This window comes from Citrobacter sp. wls615 (assembly GCF_005281355.1).
Classification (GTDB): Bacteria; Pseudomonadota; Gammaproteobacteria; order Enterobacterales; family Enterobacteriaceae; genus Citrobacter; species Citrobacter werkmanii.
Genome location: NZ_SZXM01000092.1, coordinates 1 through 21,806, shown reverse-complemented (window position 1 = coordinate 21,806; position 21,806 = coordinate 1). Strand labels below are relative to the sequence as shown.

The window sequence follows — 21,806 nt, the reverse complement described above, 5'->3', positions numbered from 1 at the left end:
TGCAGAGGCATAACCTGGAGGTTATAGCAAATGGCTAACTGGGCACAGAAACTAAAGTTGCAACACCTGCAAACGCTGGTCGCGCTAGGGGAACAGGGAAATTTGACTCACGTCGCCCGGATGATGAATATCACCCAGCCTGCATTGTCCAAATGGTTATCACAGCTCGAAGATGAGATTGGCATCACGCTCTTTGAACGTCACAGCAAAGGCTTGCGTCCTTCCGAAGGCGGCAAGCTGTTACTGCAGCATGCTCAGCGCCTGATCAATGATATGGAGCGTTCGCAGTATGAAATTGCCCGTTTCAAGCAAGGCGGTCTGGTGGGAAGCCTGAAGATTGGCTGCTCGCCGGTGGCGACCGACTGCGTTTCACAAGCAATACTGGGTTTGCTTACGGAGCTACCCACTTTGCATCTCAATATTGAAGAGAAAGTGATGACCCCGTTACTGCACGATCTTCTGGCGGGTTCAGTGGATGTCGTCGTCGGTCGCGTTGGCGGCCGGGCGCTCCAGTTGCCGCTCAATTACCAGGTGCTGTATACCGAGCCGGTCTGTTTTGTCGCCCGCCCCGACCATCCGCTGGCAAAATATCCCCTGCTCACCTGGAACGATCTGGCTAACTGGCGCTGGATTGTCTGGCCGACAGGCACCCCCATTCGGATTAGCATTGACAACGCGCTGGTCGATAATGGCGTAATGCTGCCGGAAAACACCATTGAATCAGCGTCGATAAACGTCAGCACCAACCTGCTGCAAAGTAGCGACATGGTTTCTATTCTTTCTCTGCGTCTGGCACAGCGTTATGCCGCCCAGGGACAGTTGGCTATCCTGAATCTGCCGAAGATTGAACAAAAAGGCAGCGTAGGCGTATTCTGGCGCAACAATGAAACGCCCACCACCGCCCTGAATCGCTTTTTGTATTACCTGGCGCAGGTTTAGCGCAGTCATTTGCGCAATGTTCCAGATGTCTATTTCCTCTATGCTTAGAATTCATGATGTGATCGGTAGCACGTTTTGAAGTTTAATTGTATGATGAATAAGTCTCGTCAAGGGTTTCAATTATGAGCAAATCACTGAACATTATCTGGCAATATTTGCGCGCATTCGTCCTAATCTATGCCTGCCTCTATGCAGGTATTTTTATCGCTTCGCTGCTGCCGATCACGATTCCGGGCAGCATCATCGGCATGCTGATTCTGTTTGTCTTACTGGCATTGCAGGTATTACCGGCAAAATGGGTTAATCCCGGCTGTTATGTCCTGATTCGCTATATGGCCCTGTTATTTGTCCCGATTGGCGTGGGGATCATGCAGTACTTTGATTTGCTCCGCGCACAATTTGGCCCGGTGGTGGTGTCATGCACCATCAGTACGCTGGTTGTTTTCCTCGTGGTGAGCTGGAGCTCACACCTTGTACACGGTGAACGCAAAATTGTTGGCCAAAAAGGTTCGAAAGAATGATGACGTATATCTGGTGGTCGTTACCCCTTACTCTCGCAGTATTCTTTGGCGCACGTAAGCTGGCAGCACGCTTTAAAATGCCGCTGCTGAATCCGCTGCTGGTCGCGATGGTGGTGATTATTCCCATTCTGATGCTGACCGGAATTCCCTACGATCACTATTTCAAAGGCAGCGAGGTGCTGAACGATTTACTGCAACCTGCCGTGGTCGCACTGGCCTATCCGTTATACGAACAGCTGCACCAAATTCGCGCGCGCTGGAAATCGATAATCGCTATCTGCTTTGCCGGGAGCGTCGTGGCGATGGTTACCGGCACAACAATCGCCCTGTTGATGGGCGCATCACCGGAAATTGCTGCGTCAATCATGCCGAAATCGGTCACCACACCTATTGCTATGGCGGTGGGAGGCAGTATTGGTGGCATTCCGGCCATCAGCGCGGTGTGCGTCATTTTCGTCGGCATTCTCGGGGCGGTATTTGGTCATACTTTACTGAATGCGATGCGCATTCGCACGAAGGCCGCGCGAGGACTGGCAATGGGTACCGCTTCGCACGCCCTGGGAACCGCGCGTTGCGCAGAACTGGATTATCAGGAAGGGGCGTTTAGCTCTCTGGCGCTGGTCATTTGCGGCATTATCACCTCGTTGGTCGCCCCGTTCCTGTTCCCGGTTATTCTGGCAGTGGTCGGCTAACCTTCACTTTTTGGTTATTTATTTGCGATGCGTTGCACATTTTTCATTTAAGTTTCATAAGTTGCACGCACAATGAGATTTGGATCACATATAAAGCCGTAACAGGCCCGTAAACTACGATTCCATTACATTGTTATGAGGCATCGCCATGCATCCACGTTTTCAAACTGCTTTTGCCCAACTCGCGGATAACTTGCAATCAGCCCTGGCCCCTGTTCTGGCGGATACGCATTTCCCCGCCATGCTGACTGCTGAGCAGGTCTCTTTGCTGAAACGCGAATCGGGACTGGACGAAGACGCGCTGGCATTCGCTCTGCTGCCGCTGGCTGCGGCCTGCGCACGTACCCCGCTTTCCAACTTCAACGTGGGCGCGATCTCTCGCGGCATTAGCGGCACCTGGTACTTCGGTGGCAACATGGAGTTCCTGGGCGCAACAATGCAGCAAACCGTTCATGCCGAGCAAAGTGCCATCAGCCACGCCTGGCTGCGCGGTGAAAAAGGCCTCGCCGCCATCACCGTTAACTACACCCCTTGCGGCCACTGCCGCCAGTTTATGAATGAACTGAACAGCGGGTTGGATTTACGCATTCATCTGCCGGGGCGCGAACCACACGCACTGCGCGACTATCTCCCGGACGCGTTCGGGCCAAAAGATCTCGACATCAAAACGTTACTGATGGACGAACAGGATCACGGCTTTGCGCTGCAGGGCGACGCGCTGACCCAGGCGGCAATTACCGCCGCCAACAGATGCCATATGCCATACAGCAAATCGCCAAGCGGCGTGGCGCTCGAGTGTAAAGACGGGCGCATTTTTAGTGGTAGCTATGCTGAAAACGCCGCCTTTAACCCCACCCTCCCGCCGCTGCAAGGCGCGTTAAACCTGTTGAGTCTGAACGGTTACGACTATCCGGACATTCAGCGCGCGGTGCTGGCTGAAAAAGCCGATGCGCCGTTGATCCAGTGGGATGCGACCTCCGCCACCCTGAACGCGCTGGGCTGCAACAAGATTGAGCGCGTGCTGCTCAGTTAAATCATAAAGCCCGGTGGCGCTGCGCTAACCGGGTTACAGTGACTAAAATCCCCTCAATCAGACTGCTGTTTCTTGCGCTACGTCTTCCGGTACAGTAGCCTGATTGAAATTCCACCCAAATAACGAGTTTTCTGCATGTTAAAGCGCGTGTTTTACAGCCTGTTAGTCCTGTCAGGCCTGCTGCTGTTGACTGTGCTTGGACTCGACAGATGGATGAGCTGGAAGACTGCCCCCTATATCTACGACGAATTACAGGATTTACCCTACCGCCAGGTCGGTGTGGTCTTGGGTACGGCAAAATACTATCGAACCGGCGTTATCAACCAGTATTACCGCTACCGTATTCAGGGCGCATTGAACGCCTATAACAGCGGCAAGGTTAACTATCTGCTGCTGAGCGGCGACAACGCGCAGCAAAGCTATAACGAACCCATGACGATGCGTAAGGATCTGATTGCCGCAGGCGTCGATCCGGCTGACATTGTGCTTGATTACGCCGGGTTCCGTACACTCGACTCCATCGAGCGTACCCGTAAGGTATTCGATACCAACGATTTCATCATTATTACTCAGCGATTCCACTGTGAACGCGCCTTGTTTATTGCGCTACATATGGGCATTCAGGCCCAGTGCTATGCGGTACCTTCACCAAAAGATATGCTTACCGTGCGGGTACGCGAATTCGGCGCGCGTTTTGGCGCACTCGCCGATCTCTATATTTTTAAACGTGAACCCCGTTTTTTAGGCCCACTGGTGCCCATCCCTACCATGCATCAGGTACCCGACGATGCGCAGGGGTATCCAGCGGTTACGCCTGAACAATTACTCGAATTGCAAAAGAAACAAGGAAAATAAGCATGGATGTACAAACCCTCTTCGTCGTGTTGGCCTTTCTGCTCATTCCTGTGTTTTGTTTCCGTGAGGCCTGGAAAGGTTGGCGCACCGGGGCCGTAGATAAAATTAAGAAAAATGCACGCGAACCGGTATACGCTTATCGCAATCAAGAACCCCTGCAATTTTGGTCCTATGTGTTGGTTTATGCCGGATGCGGATGTTTATCCTTCGGTATGGTTATTTACTTAATTTTTTATCGATAAAGATATTATCTTTATATTAGTGTTTGAGAATAGCTAATATTATGATAACGGTTACCATTTCAAAGTAAGGGATTAATGCTGCCCGTCAGCATTTCCCGCCATCACTCTTCTATTTGTGAATCCTTTCACAGAATACTCTTCCTGCAGTGCTTAGCCTTAAGAATAGCCTTTCAATTTTTATATTTTGTTATTAACGGTTTGCCTTAATTTACTCACGCATTAAGGAAGAAAATATGCCACAACAAAATTATCTGGATGAGCTCACGCCTGCTTTTACTCCATTATTAGCCATAAAAGAGGCTTCCCGCTGTTTATTATGTCACGACGCCCCCTGTAGCCAGGATTGTCCGGCGCAAACTGACCCGGGAAAATTTATTCGCTCCATTTATTTTCGTAATTTTAAGGGTGCAGCCGAAACTATTCGTGAAAATAATGCACTTGGGGCAGTATGCGCCCGGGTATGCCCAACCGAAAAGTTGTGCCAACGCGGGTGTACACGCTCAGGCATTGATAAGCCGATTGATATTGCACGTCTGCAACGCTTTATTACCGACTTTGAGCAGCAGACCGCAATGAAAATTTATCAGCCCGCCACAAAAACACAGGGCAAGATCGCCATCATTGGCGCAGGCCCGGCCGGATTACAAGCCAGCGTAACGCTGAGCAATTTGGGCTATGACGTCACTATCTATGAAAAGCAGGCCCAACCTGGTGGCTGGTTGCGCTATGGCATTCCAGAGTTTCGTCTGCCACATGCTGTTTTAGATAACGAAATTGCTCGTATCGTTGAGATGGGCGTAACCATCAAATGCAATTGTGAAGTCGGCGATGCCCTTTCCGTTGAGCAACTCAAAACAGAATACCGCGCCGTACTGGTTACCGTAGGGATGTCTTACGGTTCAACGTTACCGCTGTTTGAGAAGGCCAATCACGTTGAAATTGCCGTCGATTTTCTGCAACGAGCCCGGCAAACCAGCGGCGATATTACCGTCGCGCAAAGCGCATTGATCATCGGCGGCGGCGATGTCGCGATGGATGTCGCCAGCACGTTGAAACTGCTGGGCTGTCCGTCAGTTACCTGTGTCGCCCGTGAAGAACTGGCCGATTTCCCAGCCAGCGATAAAGAGTTCAGCAGCACACAAGCGTTAGGGGTATCGATTATTGACGGTTTCACGCCTGTGGCGGTTAGCGGAAATCGGGTTACTTTTAAACACGTACGCTTGCCGGGAGAACTGACGCTTGAAGCCGAACATATTATTCTTGCCGTCGGCCAGCATGCTCAGCTTGAAAATTTCGCCGCGTTAAAACCACAGCGCAATCTTATCGACACGCATAATTATCAAACCGCCGATCCCGCTTTGTTTGCCGCGGGCGATATCGTAAAAGGCGATAAAACGGTGGTTTACGCCGTGAAAACCGGAAAAGAAGCCGCTCAGGCCATTCATCACTACTTAGAGGGAGCTTGCTCATGTTAACGAAAGATCTTTCTATTACTTTTTGCGGCGTCAAATTCCCCAACCCGTTCTGCCTCTCTTCTTCTCCGGTGGGCAACTGCTATGACATGTGCGCCAAAGCCTATGATACCGGCTGGGGCGGGATTGTTTTTAAAACCATCGGTTTCTTTATTGCGAATGAAGTCTCCCCACGTTTTGACCATCTGACCAAAGAAGATACCGGCTTTGTTGGCTTCAAAAATATGGAGCAAATTGCCGAGCATCCGCTGGAGGAGAATCTGGCCGCGATCCGCCGACTGAAGCAGGACTACCCTGACAAGGTCCTGATTGCATCGATCATGGGCGAAAATGAACAGCAGTGGCAGGAGCTGGCCCGGCTGGTCGAAGAGGCGGGTGCAGACATGATCGAATGCAACTTCTCTTGCCCGCAAATGACCTCACATGCCATGGGGAGCGATGTTGGGCAAAGCCCTGAGCTGGTCGAAAAATATTGTCGGGCAGTTAAACGCGGCTCTTCCCTGCCGATGCTGGCTAAAATGACACCGAATATCGGTGATATGTGTGAGGTCGCGCTGGCGGCAAAACGCGGTGGCGCCGACGGTATCGCGACCATCAATACGGTTAAATCCATCACCAATATCGATCTGAACCGGAAAATTGGGATGCCCGTCGTCAACGGTAAATCCAGTATTTCCGGCTACTCCGGCAAGGCCGTAAAACCTATCGCCCTGCGATTTATTCAGCAACTGCGCATGCACCCTGAACTGCGCGATTTCCCGATTAGCGGCATCGGGGGAATTGAAACCTGGGAAGATGCCGCCGAGTTTTTACTGTTAGGCGCGGCCACGCTGCAGGTGACCACCGGGATAATGCAGTATGGTTATCGGATTGTGGAGGACATGATCAGCGGGCTGTCGCATTACCTCGCCGATCAAGGGTTTGACTCACTGGAGGAGATGGTGGGCCTTGCCAATGCCAATATCATCCCCGCAGAAGATCTTGACCGTAGCTACATCGTCTACCCGAACATCCATCTCGATAAATGCGTTGGCTGTGGACGCTGCTACATTTCCTGTTATGACGGCGGGCATCAGGCGATGGAATGGAATGAGCAAACCCGCACCCCACACTGTGACACGGAAAAATGTGTGGGATGCTTGCTGTGCGGCCACGTTTGCCCGGTCGCCTGTATCGACCTGGGTGAAGTAAAATTTAAACCCGGAGAGCAAGAGCACGCGTTAACATTATAACGCTGACAAAAAAGCCGGTGCAGATTGCGCTGCACCGGCTTTTTGGCATTTTATCGTTACTTCTTACGCGCGTACTTCAGTGAGTCGAGCGCCACCGCGAAGATGATGATGCCGCCCTTAATAATGTACTGCCAGTATGGGTTAACGCCGATGTAAGTCAGACCGTAGTTGATGACGGTAAAGATAATCACACCGGTCACCACGCCGAAGACGGTCCCTACCCCACCGCTAAACGACACGCCGCCAACCACACACGCCGCAATCGCATCCAGCTCATACATAAAACCGAGGTTGTTGGTCGCCGAGCCGATACGTCCCGCTTCCAGCAAACCACCGAAGGCATAGAACACACCAGACAACGCATAGATAATCAGCAGGTTCAGCGCGACGTTCACGCCAGACACTTTCGCCGCCTCTGGGTTACCGCCGATAGCAAAAATGTTTTTACCGAAGCGGGTCTTGTTCCACAGCACCCACACAAAGGCCACGGCAATCAGCGCATAGAAAGTGATATAAGAGAGTCGGAAGCTGCCCAGCGCGATAAAGCCCTGCGCAAAGGTTGAGAATCCGCTGTCAAAGCCAGAAATTGGCGATGCGCCGACAAAATCGTAGTACAGGGAGTTGATCCCGTAGACGATGATCATCGTACCCAACGTGGTAATAAACGGCGTCACGTTCAGATACGCGATGATGATACCGTTCACCAGACCGATAATCGCACCGATGACGCAGACAATCAGCACCACCACGATGATCGGCATCGTCGCCATTTCCGGGAATACCTTGTTGGCGTTCTCCATCGACTGCAGTAAGGTTGCCGCCACCACTGCCGCCAGACCAACCTGACGCCCTGCCGACAGGTCTGTCCCTTGCGTAACAATCAGTCCCGCAACACCCAATGCGATAATAATACGCACCGAGGACTGAGTCAGAATATTACTCAGGTTGAGTAAACTTAAGAAAGTGGGATCCTGGAAAATAATAATTGCCAGCAAAACCAAAAGAACAACGTAAATTCCGCCTTCTTTCAGGTAAGTAAGAAAACTTTTCTTATTTAACGCACTCATGAGGAGCCCCTAATCTTAAAGGTGCAAAGACGCAAGACGGAGGATTTCGTTTTGCGTTGTCGTTTTAGTGTCAACAATTCCGGCAACGAGACCATTGCTCATTACCAGAATACGATCGGTAATACCCAGCAGCTCCGGCATTTCAGAGGAAATAATAATAATCCCCTTATCTTTTTTCGCGAGTTCGGCAATCAACTGATAAATTTCAAATTTTGCACCGACATCGATACCACGGGTAGGTTCATCCAGCATCAGGATTTCTGGCTGTGTTAATAGCCAGCGGCCAATAACCACCTTTTGCTGATTCCCCCCGGAAAGTGAACCGATTTGCGTACGATGGCCCGGCGTTTTCACCCTCATGGAGTCAATCACCCATTGGGTATCGCTCTTCATGCGGGAATTATCCAGCAGGCCGACTTTATTTTTATAGTTTTGGATATTGGAGATTAACGAGTTAAAACCAATGTCCAGATACGCATAAATACCGGTTGAGCGGCGCTCTTCCGTGACCAGTGCAAAGCCATGATTGATGGCTTCATTGGCGCTGTGGTTATTAATTTTTTTGCCGTGTAACGTAATCGTACCCGATGATTTCTCACGAATACCAAAAAGCGTTTCAACGATATCAGTACGTTTTGCGCCTACCAGACCGGCAATCCCGAGGATTTCCCCTTTGTGCAAATCAAACGAGACATCACGAATCGACGGCTGACGCAGCGAGGTCAGGTTACGCACTTGCAGAATCACTTCACCAGGTTTGTTTTCTTTATCAGGAAAACGTTGGTTCAGCGAACGTCCAACCATCATGGCGATGATCTTGTCCATATCCAGCCCTTCCAGCGGCTGGGTTGCGATCCACTGCCCGTCGCGCAGTACGGTAATTTCATCACACAGTTGGAAGATTTCTTCCATTTTGTGAGAAATATAAACGATACCGCATCCACGCTCTTTCAGCTTACGAATAATGGTGAACAGATGATTAACTTCTTTCTCGGTTAACGATGAAGTCGGCTCATCCATAATGACAATTTTGGCATCATAGGAGAAGGCTTTGGCAATTTCGATCATCTGCATTTGTGAAACGGATAATGTACCGACGCGCGCCCGCGGATCGATATCAATATCCAGCTCATCAAATATCGCTTTGGTATCACGGTACATTTTTTCCTGATCGACAAACATACCTTTAGTGGGATAGCGCCCCAGCCACATGTTGTCCATCACGGAACGTTGTAATACCAGGTTTAATTCCTGGTGCACCATCGAAATACCATTTTCAAGCGCCTCTTTCGCCGAATGAAAATCGATTTCTTTACCCTGAAATAAAATACTACCGGAATCTTTTTGATAGATACCGAAAAGACATTTCAATAATGTGGATTTCCCCGCGCCATTCTCGCCCATTAAGGCGTGAATCGAATGTGGGCGGACTTTTAAATTAACATTATCAAGAGCCTTAACGCCGGGAAAAGACTTGTTGATGCCGGTCATTTCCAACAAGTATTCGCCTGACGACTGAGTATGTGTGCTGACCATAAATATACCTTGTTGGCCTTGCAAAGCGCGTTATTAAGGGCGCAATGAAATTGCGCCCACAGACGGAGATTTATTTATTAGTGAACTCAGCCAGATTATCTTTATCGACACCGACGTACGGAACGCGAACAATTTTGTTGTCAATTTTCCAGTTAGTGCCGTCTGCTGCGCCTTTGCCATCAGCCAGGTTTTTCGCCAAATCGAAAGTCGCTTTCGCCTGGTTGTTGGCATCGTTCAGCACGGTACCGGCCATGGCGCCGGATTTCACCAGGGCCAGCGCTTCAGGCAGCGCATCCACGCCAAATACCGGTACGCTGGTTTTGTTGTGCGCTTTCAGTGCTTCAACTGCGCCCATCGCCATCGCATCGTTGTTGGCGATAACCACTTCAATTTTGTTAGCGTTCGGACCGGACATCCACGCATCCATCTTATCTTTCGCCTGAGCGGTATCCCACATCGCGGTATCCAACTGCAGTTGCTCAGTTTTAATGCCCTTGTCGTTCAGCTCTTTGATCACGTAAGTGGTACGTGCTTCAGCATCCGGGTGTCCCGGTTCGCCTTTCAGCAGAACAAACTGGATTTTACCGTCTTTATTCAGATCCCAGTTCGGGTTAGCAGCCCAGTGTTTTGCAATCAAATCACCCTGAATAATGCCAGACTCTTTAGAGTCAGTGCCGACGTAATACGCTTTGTCATAGCTGTCCAGCGCTTTACGAGAAGGTTCCTTGTTGAAGAACACGATCGGCACGTTCTGACCGCGTGCTTTTTCAATTACCGTGCCTGCAGCTGCCGGGTCAACCAGGTTAATCGCCAGTGCTTTAACGCCTTTTGCCAGCAATACGTCGATCTGGTCGTTTTGTTTGGACTGGTCGTTCTGCGAGTCATTCATCAGCAATTGTACGTCAGGCGCCGCTTTGGCATCTTTTTCAATAGCCTTACGTACCACAGACATAAAGTTATCGTCGTACTTATAAATCGTCACACCAATGCGGGTATCAGCAGCGTGCGCAGCCGCGCCGAATAACATGCTTGCCATTACAGCAGACAGGGTCAACACCTTCTTATTCATGGTATCTCCGGTTTTATTATGCAGGGTAGTACTTGAGATAAATGCTCGGCAGGCAGAACGTTACTGAAGTGTTACTGAACGCCGAAGCTCACTTTTAAAAATAATTCTTCCGTGCCTGGCAACGCTCCAAAAACTGGCTTTAATTTTTGTTTAAGGCACCAATACCTCGGTGAAAGTGATTATTCACCGTTACATAGTAGTTACAGCGCAACAAACAGTGTCATCATAGCCATCACATTGTTAATATACTGTGAATTTACTCACATATTGAAAGCGGTTACATAGCTCGACTTTATGAGTTAGTGATCGGTGCCGCATTCTGCCGCAATGCCACAGAATGACGACGCACCAGCGTCGGCATAAAGCAATGCGACGCCGCAGGATCTAGCGTGCCCGCCGCGCCTTGCAGCGCAAGCTCCGTCGCCATTTTTGCCATTGAGGCGATGGGATAGCGCACGGTTGTCAGTTGTGGATCGGTGTAACGCGCAATGGGAATATCATCGAAGCCAATGATAGAAAGATGTAATGGGATGGCGATTCCATTGTCTTTTAACGCAGTCAGTGCGCCAGCTGCCATGTTGTCGTTGTAGGCGAAGACCGCCGTCAGTTGCAAGTTGCGCCCCAGCAGCTCCACCATCGCAGACTCTCCGCCCTGCATATCTGGCGAACCGGTACCGATCCAGCTTTCCGCCGCATCAATCCCTTGCTCTTTCAGGGCCGATAACCACCCTTCTTTGCGCATCGCATCATCTTCAATACGATGGCTTGATGCCAGGTAACCAATTCGTTGATGACCATTATTCAGCAGCATGCGGGTCGCCATTTTGGCGCCGCTGATATTATCCAGGCAGACGCAGCGGTGGGCGTAACCCGGCACAAGGCGATTGATCAGCACCATGCCGGGGATCTGATCCATAAACTCTGCCAGCTCCCGATCGCTGAGCGCTTTAGAGTGAACGATCAGAGCGTTACAGCGTTGGCGAATCAAAACCTCAATAGCATGACGTTCTTTTTCAGCCTCATGATAGCTATTGCCAATCAGGACATATTTCTGATGCTGCTGGGCAACCATATCGACAGCTTTAACCAGCGCGCCAAAAAACGCATCTGACACATCCATCACCACCACACCAATGGTGTCACTTACCTGTGTCGCCAGCGCCTGCGCATTGGCGTTAGGTCGATAGCCTAACTGAGTGACTGCTTTCATCACCGCTTCACGCGTGTCGGGACTCACCAGCGCACTGTTGTTCAGTACGCGGGAAACGGTCGCTACAGATACGCCAGACTGTCGTGCCACATCACGGATGGTTACCATATTCACTGCCCTGTTTTAGATTGCGGTTAGCCACAGACACCCCAGGCTGGGTATTTTGTCAGCACAATGAAACGGACTGCGTGAGTGATGTCACAGGAATGAAAGCGCTTACATCCATTTTGTTAATGAATGTGATCCAGATCGTTATCTGGATGTACGTGGTAATGATGTCCCTGAAGCACGCAGGGTTAATTGACGCCATAGCCACTCTACCGGGCCCTGCCGGTAAAAACGCAGCCAAATGACGGAGAAAAGAAGATTAACGGCCCAGACAGGAATGACAAAACAGAGCAGCTCCAGCCGATCAAATTTCATAAACCAGCCGAATTGATAAAACAGCGTGGTGCAAATTAAGGTTTGCAACAGATAGTTGGTTAATGCCATACGTCCCACGCAGGCGATGGCAATCACCCACTTTTGCCGGCTCAGCTGCGGCCAGAAGCCAAACATCAGCGCGGCGTAGCCGATAGTCTGCAACGGCGCTCCCAGCTCGCGGGGGGCTTGTAACAGGAAAGCACACCAGCGGTAGGCCCAGTCCAGATGCCACTGAATGATAATAGCAGGCAGGTTAATCGCCATCCCAACAATGACCAACAGTACACCGGTACGTCGATAATGCTGTAAACTGTACTGCCCTTTCAGCCAGCCGCTGCGCATTAATGCTGCGCCAAGCAGCATCATCCCTGCCAGTTGCCAGCCGTACTGCGCGCCCAGTGCCAGCAAGCTATTGGACATCATATCCACGCGATTGCTGACCGCTTCCAGACCGCCATTCACTTTCCAGTATTTTTCATACAGCAAAGCTGAGGCATCCGGCGTCCAGGCTCGACTGGTTTCCCCCCCAGAGATAACGCCCAGCAGCAGCAGCACGCCAATCCCCACCAGATAAAGCAGGACGCCGGTGTTAAACAGGCTTTTTACCGAAGGGGCATCGCGAATCAACCGCCAGCAAATCAGACCAATTAAGCCATACGCCAACAGGATATCGCCGTCCCAGAAGAGTAACCCGTGAATAAACCCCAACAGCACCAGCAGCGTAAGCCGTGACTGGATCCAGCGTTTGCCGCGCGGGAGCAGCATATGCAGCCCTGCTCCAAACAGCAATGCAAACAGCGTGAGAAACTTGACCTGAGCGAAGAGATCAAGCACCGCCCAGCTCCAGGCGTCGGTTAAGGTGATATTGCCATACCAGGCGGGATTGAGGTATGCCGCCTTTGGCAGACCAAAGGCGTTAATATTGAGAAGCAGGATGCCAAGAATGGCGACGCCACGAATAAAATCCAGCGTGACATTACGCTCCATGGCCCCTGCCTTAATCAGTTGTGATGACGTACTGCGCGCAGGAATTCCTGACGCGTGTTCTGGCTGGACTTAAACAATCCGCCCAGAGATGTGGTGGTGGTCGCGCTGGTCGCATCGCGAATGCCGCGCGCTTTCACGCAGTAATGCACCGCATCAATCGACACCGCGACATTATTCGTCCCGAGCAGCGTTTGCAGCGCGGTGAGAATTTGCTGGGTCAGACGCTCCTGCACCTGCGGTCGCTGCGCAAAGAACTGCACAATGCGGTTGATCTTCGACAGGCCAATGACTGAATCTTTCGGGATATACGCCACCGTCGCTTTACCATCGATAGTGACAAAGTGGTGCTCGCAGGTGCTGGTCAGCGTGATATCGCGGACCGTAACCATCTCGTCCACCTTCATTTTGTTTTCAATGACGGTGATTTTCGGGAAGTTGGCGTAATCGAGACCGGAGAAAATCTCATCGACATACATTTTCGCAATGCGATGCGGAGTTTCCATCAAACTGTCATCGCTCAAATCGAGATTGAGCAATTGCATAATCTCGGTCATATGGCCTGAGATAAGACGTTTGCGCGTTTCGTTATCCATCTCCTGCACGGGCGGGCGTAGTGGTGTTTCGAGACCACGCGCGACCAGCGCTTCATGAACCAAAGCCGCTTCTTTACTGAGTGATGACATTTCTTTTTCTCCTGCAGGTGTGGCGCCTCTGCCCTGCATGGGGCAAAGTTTTTAGGCTGTGTCAGCCAGAACATTGTGCGTGAGGCGGCACACATAATCCAGTATTCACCGCGATAATTATTGAAATTGGCACAGCCTTTCAGCGTACCAAATTCACGTAGCGTTCAGCCCGACGATGTGGAGTGTTAATGTAAAGTTATATAGATGATGGAGTATGTTTGCCCAATGCGGAAGTGAAAGTTACTCACAGTACAATGAATAATCTGTATTATGGTGAATTCGCAAACATATTCAGGTTCAACACAACAAGGAGCCACGCATGGAAATGCTTGAAGAGCACCGCTGTTTTGAAGGCTGGCAGCAACGCTGGCGTCACAACTCCGCCACGTTAAATTGCGCTATGACCTTCAGCATCTTTCTTCCCCCACCTCGTGAGAATACCCCGCCTCCGGTGCTGTACTGGTTGTCGGGCCTGACCTGCAATGACGAAAACTTTACCACCAAAGCGGGCGCGCAACGTGTCGCGGCTGAGCTGGGTATTGTGCTGGTGATGCCAGATACCAGTCCGCGCGGCGATCACGTTGCCAACGATGATGGCTACGATTTAGGTCAGGGTGCTGGATTTTACCTCAATGCCACCCAGCAGCCGTGGGCAACTCATTTTCGCATGTATGACTATCTGCGTGATGAGCTTCCGGCCCTGATTCAGTCGCAGTTTAACGTCAGCGATCGTTGCGCCATCAGCGGACACTCCATGGGTGGCCACGGGGCGTTGATTATGGCGCTGAAAAATCCGGGGAAATACACCAGCATCTCCGCTTTTGCCCCCATCGTTAATCCTTGCCGCGTTCCGTGGGGCGAGAAGGCTTTTAGCGCTTATCTGGGTGAAGATAAATCGCAGTGGACCGAGTGGGATAGCTGCGCGTTAATGTTGGCCAGCAGGCCCGAAGATGCGATTCCGACGCTTATCGATCAAGGAGACAGCGATCAGTTTCTTGCCGATCAGCTACAGCCCGCGGTACTGGCAGAAACGGCACGTCAGACCGCATGGCCAATGACGTTACGTATCCAGCCGGGTTACGATCACAGCTATTACTTTATTGCGTCGTTTATTGAGGATCACCTGCGCTTCCATGCTCAGTATTTGCTGAAGTGATCACCAATACAGAGTGTTTTCTATTGCCGCGCTGTAGCTTATCTCTTCTGACTGCGGCGCGGACGCTTTGCGATTTAAATCGGCTGCCTGTTGGCGTACCTGTAATCGCGACGTACTCTCACTTCCCTCATGTCCTTCACTAAAATTCCGTACTTCAGACTCGAATAAGATTGCATCCAGATGATGCAGTTTATTCAGCGCCCGCAGCAGGGAGATAAGCGTATCGAGATTCAATCCCCCACCTTTCTCAATACGTTTAATGGTGGCAATCCCCACCTGAGCGCTGTCGGCAAACTGCTGCTGGGTCAGCGCCAGAGTAATCCGCGTTTCCCGGATACGCGCGCATAATGACAAGATGATTTCATCATTATTCATGGTGTGATATTTCATGCCACCCTCTCCGTTTTCTGGGCTGAATTTTTCCCAGACAGCCATGATACGTTTCACGGTATTTCGCGCTCATGTCTTTACCCGTTTCATACATGGCTGCAATCACCTCATCGAGCGAAACGCATGGCTCACTGATGCGGCTTATCGCCATCGTTGCGGCGTTAATCGCTTTTACTGACGAAATCGCGTTGCGTTCGACACAGGGAATTTGTACCTGCCCACCAACCGGATCGCAGGTAAGCCCTAAATGGTGTTCCATGGCGATTTCTGCAGCGCTCAGCACCTGACTGACTGAGGCCCCCATCAGTTCTGCTAAGCCGGCTGCCGCCATCGAACTTGCCACGCCGATCTCCCCCTGACACCCGACCTCAGAACCTAAAATAGATGCATTTTGTTTGAACAGTAACGCAATGGCGCCAGCGGTAAGAAAAAAGCGGGTAACCGACGCGTTATCCAGTTCACAGACAAACTTATCGTACCAACTAAGGACCGCCGGGATGATTCCGCTCGCGCCATTGGTCGGCGCGGTCACCACCCGCCCACCGGCGGCATTCTCCTCACTGACGGCAATCGCAAAGGCATTGACCCAGTTGAGGTTGGTGAGAAAGTCGTTAGCAGAGGGTCTCATTACCAGTGATTTATGCAGCGCGCAGGCTCTGCGCGGTACCTGATACGGCCCCGGCAACAGCCCCTCAGTATGCAGACCGCGATGGACGGCCTGCTGCATAATCACCCAAACGTGCGCAAAATAGTCATGCAACGCCACCTGGGAATGCACCTGTAACTCATTTTTCATCATTAATGCCGCAACGGATAAACCATTGCGCTGACACAGATCCTGCAGCTGCGCCGCATGCTGAAAAGCAAAAGGAGATACGTTTTCTTGCGCCGCTGTCTCGGGCGTCGACGCGCCGGGTTTACGAACCTGTCCGGCGCCGGTTGAAAACCATGTTTCTTCATACAACGTAAAATAATCATCCCGGGCGCGAAACGTCATCGCATAGGGATGACCGGCATGCGGTTGCTGATTAGCCAGAATCGTCACCGTCACGGCAACTGAAGGAGAGAGCAGCAAAATACCGTTTTGTTCAGCACGTTTAATGGCCTCCATTTGCTGACGTAAATCAACATCATCTGGCTGATGGCCCAACAAACCCAGGTAAATCGCGACATCAACGTTATGGCACTTGCGGCTTAACGAGAGCGCACCATATAGCTCAACCTCAATTTTTCGCGTCAGCGGCAAAATCTCCTGCTGCTTTAATTGAGAAATAAAGTTAAACGCAGCACGCATTGGCCCTACCGTTCTTGAACTCGAAGGCCCAATAGCGACTTTAAAAATATCAACACAACTTTCCATTTTAGCCTCATCCTGTTGGTCACAATAGAATATGCCGCCAGTAGAAACAGACCGTGAGTGATATATCAAAAACGATACTTTTCAGATTTTGTATATTTGCTGGTATAAAAAACAATACTATTTTATCTTTTTTTTAACATTCACATCTGTGATAAAGCTGGATTCACTCGTCGCGCTCATCTCTTACAATAACGTCAGCTTACAGGAGTGATTTTATGGCAATTATTTATTTTATTAGCGCAAAAGAACCTGAAAAACTTCAGGTATGGTTACATGAAACGTTTCTAAATTGCGATACAAAAGAAAATCAGTGCACACTGGAACAATCACATATAACGCACATCAATAAATCATATTTTAAATTATCAATACCAGATGAATCATTCACAAATGAAATATATAAAAAACTGCGGATCACGTCATTCGCTCAGCAGTTTGATTTTTTCATTAAACCGCAAATCATTCCAGCGAAAGGAATTATTGCATTCGACATGGACTCGACATTTATCGAAGAAGAAGGTGTCGATGAAATTGCGCGCGTGCTCGGCATCTCCGCACAGATAGCAGAGCTGACAAAGCAGGCGATGGAAGGAAAGCTGGACTTCAATAGCAGCTTTACCCGGCGCATCGGGATGTTAAAAGGAACCCATATCGATGTGATTAATGCCGTATGCGATCAAATGACCGCTTCTCCCGGCATTACCACTATTTTGCCAATTCTCAAACAGAAAGGATTTAAAACGGCGATTATTTCTGGTGGTTTAGACATTTTTACTCGCAGGTTACAGGAAAAATATCAACTGGATTATGTTTTTTCTAATACCGTTGAAATCAGGGACGGTAAACTGACAGATAATATCGCTGCGCCCATCATGAATGCAGATAATAAACAGAAAACATTGGAGCGACTCGCCGAAACGTTGCAGATACCGCAGCATAATATTATCGCCTGCGGTGATGGCGCTAACGATATTCCCATGCTGACATATGCAGGCACGGGTATTGCCTGGAAAGCTAAACCGGCGGTCAGAGAGTTAATAACAAATCAAATTAATTTTCACGGATTCGAGTCGCTTTTGTTCTTCATCGAAGATGGATTATAACCCACGAGCACTGCCTGAAGGGAAACTCATATGAGCTTGAAATCGTTTATATTCAGCCAGGCTGATAAGCCGGTTGTAAAAGAAAAACAAGAGATTGACCATACTTACAAAAAATTCAGGATAGAGATCATTACCTCGGTTTTTATCTCTTACGCTGTCTTTTATTTAACGCGTAAAAACTTCTCAGCGGCCATGCCGGCAATGTTGTCTGATACCGCTCTGACCGCAGAAGATTTTGCCATCATGTCTTCACTGTTTTACATCCTGTATGGGTCAATGAAGTTTGTTGGCGGCATGCTGGTTGATAAAATCAATCCGAAAGCCATGACCGGCCCGGTGCTCATTGGCGTTGGGATCGTCAATATTCTGTTTGGTTTTTCCGACAGCGTTGCCGCGTTTTATGTATTGTACAGCCTCAACGCCATTCTCCAGGGCACCAGTTTTCCGCCAATGGCAAAGATCATGGCATCCTGGTTTTCCAAAAATGAACGCGGGCGTTGGTGGGCGGTCGTCGAAGCTGCGCATAATATCGGCGGCAGTCTCGCCCCACTGTTGACCAGTTTTGCGATTGTCTGGAGCGGCAGTTGGAAAATGGGTTTTTATGTACCGGGCGCGATCTCCCTGCTGATGGGGATCATTGCGCTCTTTACGATTAAAGACCGTCCCGGGACCTTAGGTTTGCCTAACGTTGGCGAATGGCGCAAGGATCCGACAGAACTTGCCCAGGTTAAGGCCAGTCCGGTCAACCTCTCCTTTTGGCAGATTTTCGTTAAATATATCCTGATTAACCCGCTGGTGTGGATTATTATCATTGGCGATATGTCTGTTTATATTGCCCGCACCATTCTCAACGACTGGCCGCAAATTTACTATTCGCAGGTACATGGCTGGAGCCTGATTAAGGCCAACTCTATTATCTCGTGGTTTGAAGCCGGCGGACTTGCCGGAGGACTACTGGCGGGTTACTTATCGGACTTTATGTTTAAAAGTAATCGCTGGATGACAGGACTAATATTCGCCTTAATGCTGTGCGTGTGTATTATCTTAATCCCAGTGGTACAGGATACTTCATATACCATTACGGCCATACTTTTCACCATCATGGGGTTCGCCCTGTACGGCCCGCATATGCTTTTTGCCGTAGGTTGTCTGGATGTTACTCATAAAGACGCAGCGGGATCGATAACCGGCTTCCGGGGATTATTTAGCTATGTCGGCGCGGCATTAGCAGGCGTACCGGTGATATTAGTGAAGAACAGCTGGGAGTGGTCTGGTGTTTACCTGTATGCCGTGATCGCCATCCTGTTAACCACGCTGTCACTGGCCTTACTCGCCAAATTCCATCGGCTATAAGCCAGCCATAACAGGACAGCGGGGTTATAGCCGCTGTCCTTAAGTCAAAAACGTAAGCCATTCTTAAGCATCAAAAACATTTCCCCTCTTCATTATTCTCGCTTTCTTCACTTTTTCTCCATTTTTCTTTTTAACTTATCTTATTGATTTAAAAACAACTCCCATCCAACCAATATCAAACACAAATGATTTCTATTATCATTTGTGTTTACAAAAATTCTCACTTTTGTACAATCCCACCGCTTCTTTACTGAAAAGAGTCCTTAAAAGACAAATACATACAATTGTCATGGCCTTTCACATGACGCGCAGTTTGATTCATTTAAATGGAATGATACAAATGACTATACCTCACGTTAAGGCTGTAGCTGCCGCAGTATGCGTCGCCAGTCTCCCATCACTCGGCCATGCCGCTGAACAGGACACCGTCGTCGTCACCGCTACCGGCTTCGAGCAGAAAATTCAGGACGCCCCCGCGTCGATATCTGTTATTACCAAGCAGCAGATTGAAGACAAAGCCTATCGCGATGTCACCGATGCGCTAAAAGATGTCCCTGGCGTCGTCGTCACCGGTGGCGGTAGCAGCAGCGATATCAGTATTCGCGGTATGGCTTCGCAATACACGCTGTTCCTGGTCAATGGCAAACGCATCAGCACACGCGGCACGCGACCTAACAGCGATAACTCAGGTATTGAACAAGGCTGGTTGCCGCCGCTGGAATCCATTGAACGCATCGAAGTCATCCGTGGCCCAATGTCATCGCTTTACGGCTCCGATGCGATGGGTGGCGTTATCAACGTCATCACCAAAAAAGTGTCGAATACCAAAGCCTGGACCGGCTCCTTGCATGGCGATGCCACTTTCCAGGAAGACAGAGATTCCGGTGATATTTACCAGACCAATGCCTATGCGTCCGGGCCGCTGATTGACGGGTTTCTCGGTGCGAAGGTGACCGGATTATTCTCTCATCGTGCCGAAGATGAAATCCTCAATGGCTACAACGAACAGCGTATGCGTAACGGGGGTTTAACCCTGAACTTCACGCCGGATGATAAAAACGACATCGACTTCGATTACGCACGTGAACTGCAGGATCGTGACAGTACGCCGGGCAAATCCAAGGCTGAAGAAATCTGCCGCAATGGAAGCTGTAAGCCCAACAGTAAAAGCGAAAGCAAGTATGTGCACACCACATATTCACTCACCCATAGCGGCTATTACGACGACTTCAACTCCACCAGCTATGTCCAGCAGGAAGAGACCGACAACCCTGGTCGCCAGATGAAGTCCTACAACACCATCTTTAACAATCAGAACCAGATTTTCCTCGGGGCGCACACCCTGACAGTGGGTGGACAGTACCGTTATGAGAAACTGCGCGATAATGGCAACCAGTTGCAAGCTGCTGATGGACTGAACAAACTGACCCGCTGGAGCTGGGCGCTGTTTGCTGAAAACGAATGGGCTATTACAGATACCTTCGCGCTGACCGGCGGTCTGCGTATGGATAAAGATGAAAACTACGGTGACAACTGGACACCCCGCGGTTACGGTGTCTGGCATCTGAGCGATCAGTGGACGTTAAAAGGTGGCGTATCTGCGGGCTATCGCGCTCCGGATCTGCGTCAGTCTTCTGCCAGTTGGGGACAGGTCACCGGCGGCGGTCGTCTGAACGGGATCATTGTTGGCAACCCGGATCTGAAGCCCGAGAAAAGCCTGAGCGAAGAGATCGGTTTACTGTGGGATAACGGCAACGATCTCAACGCGGGCGTGACCCTGTTCAATACCGACTTCAAAAACAAAATTACCGAAGTACGCCGCTGTAACAGCAGTTCTGACCCGGCCTGCACCATCGGTGGCATCCATTATGATTTCGTCAGCGATCGCGTGAACGTCGATAAAGCCAATATGCGCGGCGTAGAATCCACCTTCGGCTGGAAAATCACCGCCGATGTCAACTGGACGGCGAATTACACCTACACGGAATCTGAACAGAAGAGCGGACAGTTCTCCGGCCAGCCATTAAACAAAATGCCAAAGCATATGTTTAACACCACCCTGGACTGGCAGGCCACGCAGGATCTTGGTTTCTGGAGCCGTCTGAATCTGCGCGGGAAAACGTCTGAGTACCTGAGCCGTACCTCTATGGCACAGGGAACGCCATCCTATACGCAGGTCGATGTCGGTTTACGTTACTATGCTACAAGGGATCTGTTGATGACCGCTGGCGTATACAACGTGCTGGATAAGCAAATCGATTATGATACCTACGACACCGTTCTCGATGGTCGTCGTTATACGGTTGGCATGACTTACAGCTTCTAAGTCTGGCGCAATAAAAAACCCCGGCAAGGTGAATGCCTAATGCCTGTTAGTTAAGCATGTATGGAGAACATTTTATTCCGCTACGGGGTTCCGTTCACCTCAGCGGTATCACTTCTCTGAATCACAGATACCCGTGAACGTGCAAGGGAGGCTCACC

General features: G+C 50.1%; 20 protein-coding genes. 12 read left to right on the top strand and 8 right to left on the bottom strand.

Going from position 1 to position 21,806, the window contains the following annotated elements; all coding sequences use genetic code 11:
- Positions 1–30: 30 nt before the first annotated feature.
- From FDX04_RS23960 to preA, 8 genes are all read left to right on the top strand, one after another.
- Positions 31–939 (top strand): LysR substrate-binding domain-containing protein, encoded by a 909-nt coding sequence (locus FDX04_RS23960; protein WP_061382064.1) that lies wholly within the window; start codon positions 31–33, stop codon positions 937–939.
- A 122-nt stretch (positions 940–1,061) separates the two neighbouring features.
- Positions 1,062–1,460 carry a CidA/LrgA family protein gene (locus FDX04_RS23955; protein ID WP_038641975.1) on the top strand — a complete coding sequence of 133 codons (399 nt, stop codon included), beginning with the start codon at positions 1,062–1,064 and terminating at the stop codon, positions 1,458–1,460.
- Positions 1,457–2,152 (top strand): CidB/LrgB family autolysis modulator, encoded by a 696-nt coding sequence (locus FDX04_RS23950; protein ID WP_038641977.1) that lies wholly within the window; start codon positions 1,457–1,459, stop codon positions 2,150–2,152. Before FDX04_RS23955 ends, FDX04_RS23950 begins: the two co-directional genes overlap by 4 nt.
- A 148-nt stretch (positions 2,153–2,300) precedes the next feature.
- Entirely contained in the window at positions 2,301–3,185 is an 885-nt protein-coding gene (cdd, locus tag FDX04_RS23945) for a cytidine deaminase (RefSeq protein ID WP_137371588.1), read from the top strand.
- A gap of 135 nt (positions 3,186–3,320) precedes the next feature.
- Positions 3,321–4,040 carry an outer membrane permeability protein SanA gene (gene sanA, locus FDX04_RS23940; protein ID WP_137371587.1) on the top strand — a complete coding sequence of 240 codons (720 nt, stop codon included), beginning with the start codon at positions 3,321–3,323 and terminating at the stop codon, positions 4,038–4,040.
- A gap of 2 nt (positions 4,041–4,042) precedes the next feature.
- Positions 4,043–4,282, top strand: coding sequence for a DUF2542 family protein (locus FDX04_RS23935; RefSeq protein ID WP_061382065.1), 240 nt, complete (start codon positions 4,043–4,045; stop codon positions 4,280–4,282).
- Positions 4,283–4,515: 233 nt separating this feature from the next.
- Positions 4,516–5,757 carry an NAD(P)-dependent oxidoreductase gene (locus tag FDX04_RS23930; RefSeq protein WP_137360788.1) on the top strand — a complete coding sequence of 414 codons (1,242 nt, stop codon included), beginning with the start codon at positions 4,516–4,518 and terminating at the stop codon, positions 5,755–5,757.
- Positions 5,751–6,986 carry an NAD-dependent dihydropyrimidine dehydrogenase subunit PreA gene (gene preA / locus FDX04_RS23925; protein WP_137360787.1) on the top strand — a complete coding sequence of 412 codons (1,236 nt, stop codon included), beginning with the start codon at positions 5,751–5,753 and terminating at the stop codon, positions 6,984–6,986. The genes FDX04_RS23930 and preA overlap by 7 nt, the downstream gene beginning before the upstream one ends.
- Positions 6,987–7,042: 56 nt before the next feature.
- Here preA and mglC read toward each other — a convergent pair whose 3' ends face one another.
- The 6 genes from mglC to folE form a co-directional block, all read right to left on the bottom strand.
- On the bottom strand, positions 7,043–8,053 hold the full coding sequence (gene mglC, locus FDX04_RS23920) for a galactose/methyl galactoside ABC transporter permease MglC (protein ID WP_003027393.1): 1,011 nt from the start codon (positions 8,051–8,053) through the stop codon (positions 7,043–7,045).
- Between the two features lie 15 nt (positions 8,054–8,068).
- On the bottom strand, positions 8,069–9,589 hold the full coding sequence (gene mglA, locus FDX04_RS23915; protein ID WP_005129207.1) for a galactose/methyl galactoside ABC transporter ATP-binding protein MglA: 1,521 nt from the start codon (positions 9,587–9,589) through the stop codon (positions 8,069–8,071).
- A 70-nt stretch (positions 9,590–9,659) separates the two neighbouring features.
- Positions 9,660–10,658: a galactose/glucose ABC transporter substrate-binding protein MglB gene (gene mglB, locus FDX04_RS23910; protein WP_006683804.1), complete on the bottom strand. Its 999-nt coding sequence runs from the start codon at positions 10,656–10,658 to the stop codon at positions 9,660–9,662.
- Positions 10,659–10,950: 292 nt separating this feature from the next.
- Positions 10,951–11,976, bottom strand: coding sequence for an HTH-type transcriptional regulator GalS (galS, locus tag FDX04_RS23905; protein WP_038641992.1), 1,026 nt, complete (start codon positions 11,974–11,976; stop codon positions 10,951–10,953).
- A gap of 144 nt (positions 11,977–12,120) precedes the next feature.
- Complete coding sequence (gene yeiB, locus FDX04_RS23900) at positions 12,121–13,278, bottom strand: DUF418 domain-containing protein YeiB (RefSeq protein ID WP_137360786.1); 1,158 nt, start codon at positions 13,276–13,278, stop codon at positions 12,121–12,123.
- 14 nt (positions 13,279–13,292) lie between these two features.
- Positions 13,293–13,961, bottom strand: coding sequence for a GTP cyclohydrolase I FolE (folE, locus tag FDX04_RS23895; RefSeq protein ID WP_003027410.1), 669 nt, complete (start codon positions 13,959–13,961; stop codon positions 13,293–13,295).
- 319 nt (positions 13,962–14,280) lie between these two features.
- On the opposite strand from folE, the gene fghA reads away from it, so the two are divergent.
- The gene (gene fghA / locus FDX04_RS23890; RefSeq protein ID WP_042307313.1) at positions 14,281–15,117 is read left to right on the top strand and encodes an S-formylglutathione hydrolase; all 837 of its coding nucleotides are present in this window, start codon (positions 14,281–14,283) and stop codon (positions 15,115–15,117) included.
- Here fghA and FDX04_RS23885 read toward each other — a convergent pair whose 3' ends face one another.
- Positions 15,118–15,507, bottom strand: coding sequence for a helix-turn-helix domain-containing protein (locus FDX04_RS23885; RefSeq protein ID WP_061382069.1), 390 nt, complete (start codon positions 15,505–15,507; stop codon positions 15,118–15,120).
- Complete coding sequence (locus FDX04_RS23880; RefSeq protein ID WP_137360785.1) at positions 15,485–16,867, bottom strand: L-serine ammonia-lyase; 1,383 nt, start codon at positions 16,865–16,867, stop codon at positions 15,485–15,487. The genes FDX04_RS23885 and FDX04_RS23880 overlap by 23 nt, the downstream gene beginning before the upstream one ends.
- A 215-nt stretch (positions 16,868–17,082) precedes the next feature.
- Here FDX04_RS23880 and serB point away from each other — a divergent pair, with 215 nt between their 5' ends.
- The 3 genes from serB to FDX04_RS23865 all read left to right on the top strand — a co-directional run bounded on the left by serB (position 17,083) and on the right by FDX04_RS23865 (position 21,649).
- Positions 17,083–17,970, top strand: a complete 888-nt coding sequence (gene serB / locus FDX04_RS23875; RefSeq protein WP_137360784.1) for a phosphoserine phosphatase SerB — start codon at positions 17,083–17,085, stop codon at positions 17,968–17,970.
- A 30-nt stretch (positions 17,971–18,000) separates the two neighbouring features.
- Entirely contained in the window at positions 18,001–19,323 is a 1,323-nt protein-coding gene (locus FDX04_RS23870; RefSeq protein ID WP_137360783.1) for an MFS transporter, read from the top strand.
- A gap of 340 nt (positions 19,324–19,663) precedes the next feature.
- Positions 19,664–21,649: a ligand-gated channel protein gene (locus FDX04_RS23865; protein WP_137371586.1), complete on the top strand. Its 1,986-nt coding sequence runs from the start codon at positions 19,664–19,666 to the stop codon at positions 21,647–21,649.
- The last annotated feature ends 157 nt before the right edge of the window (positions 21,650–21,806 follow it).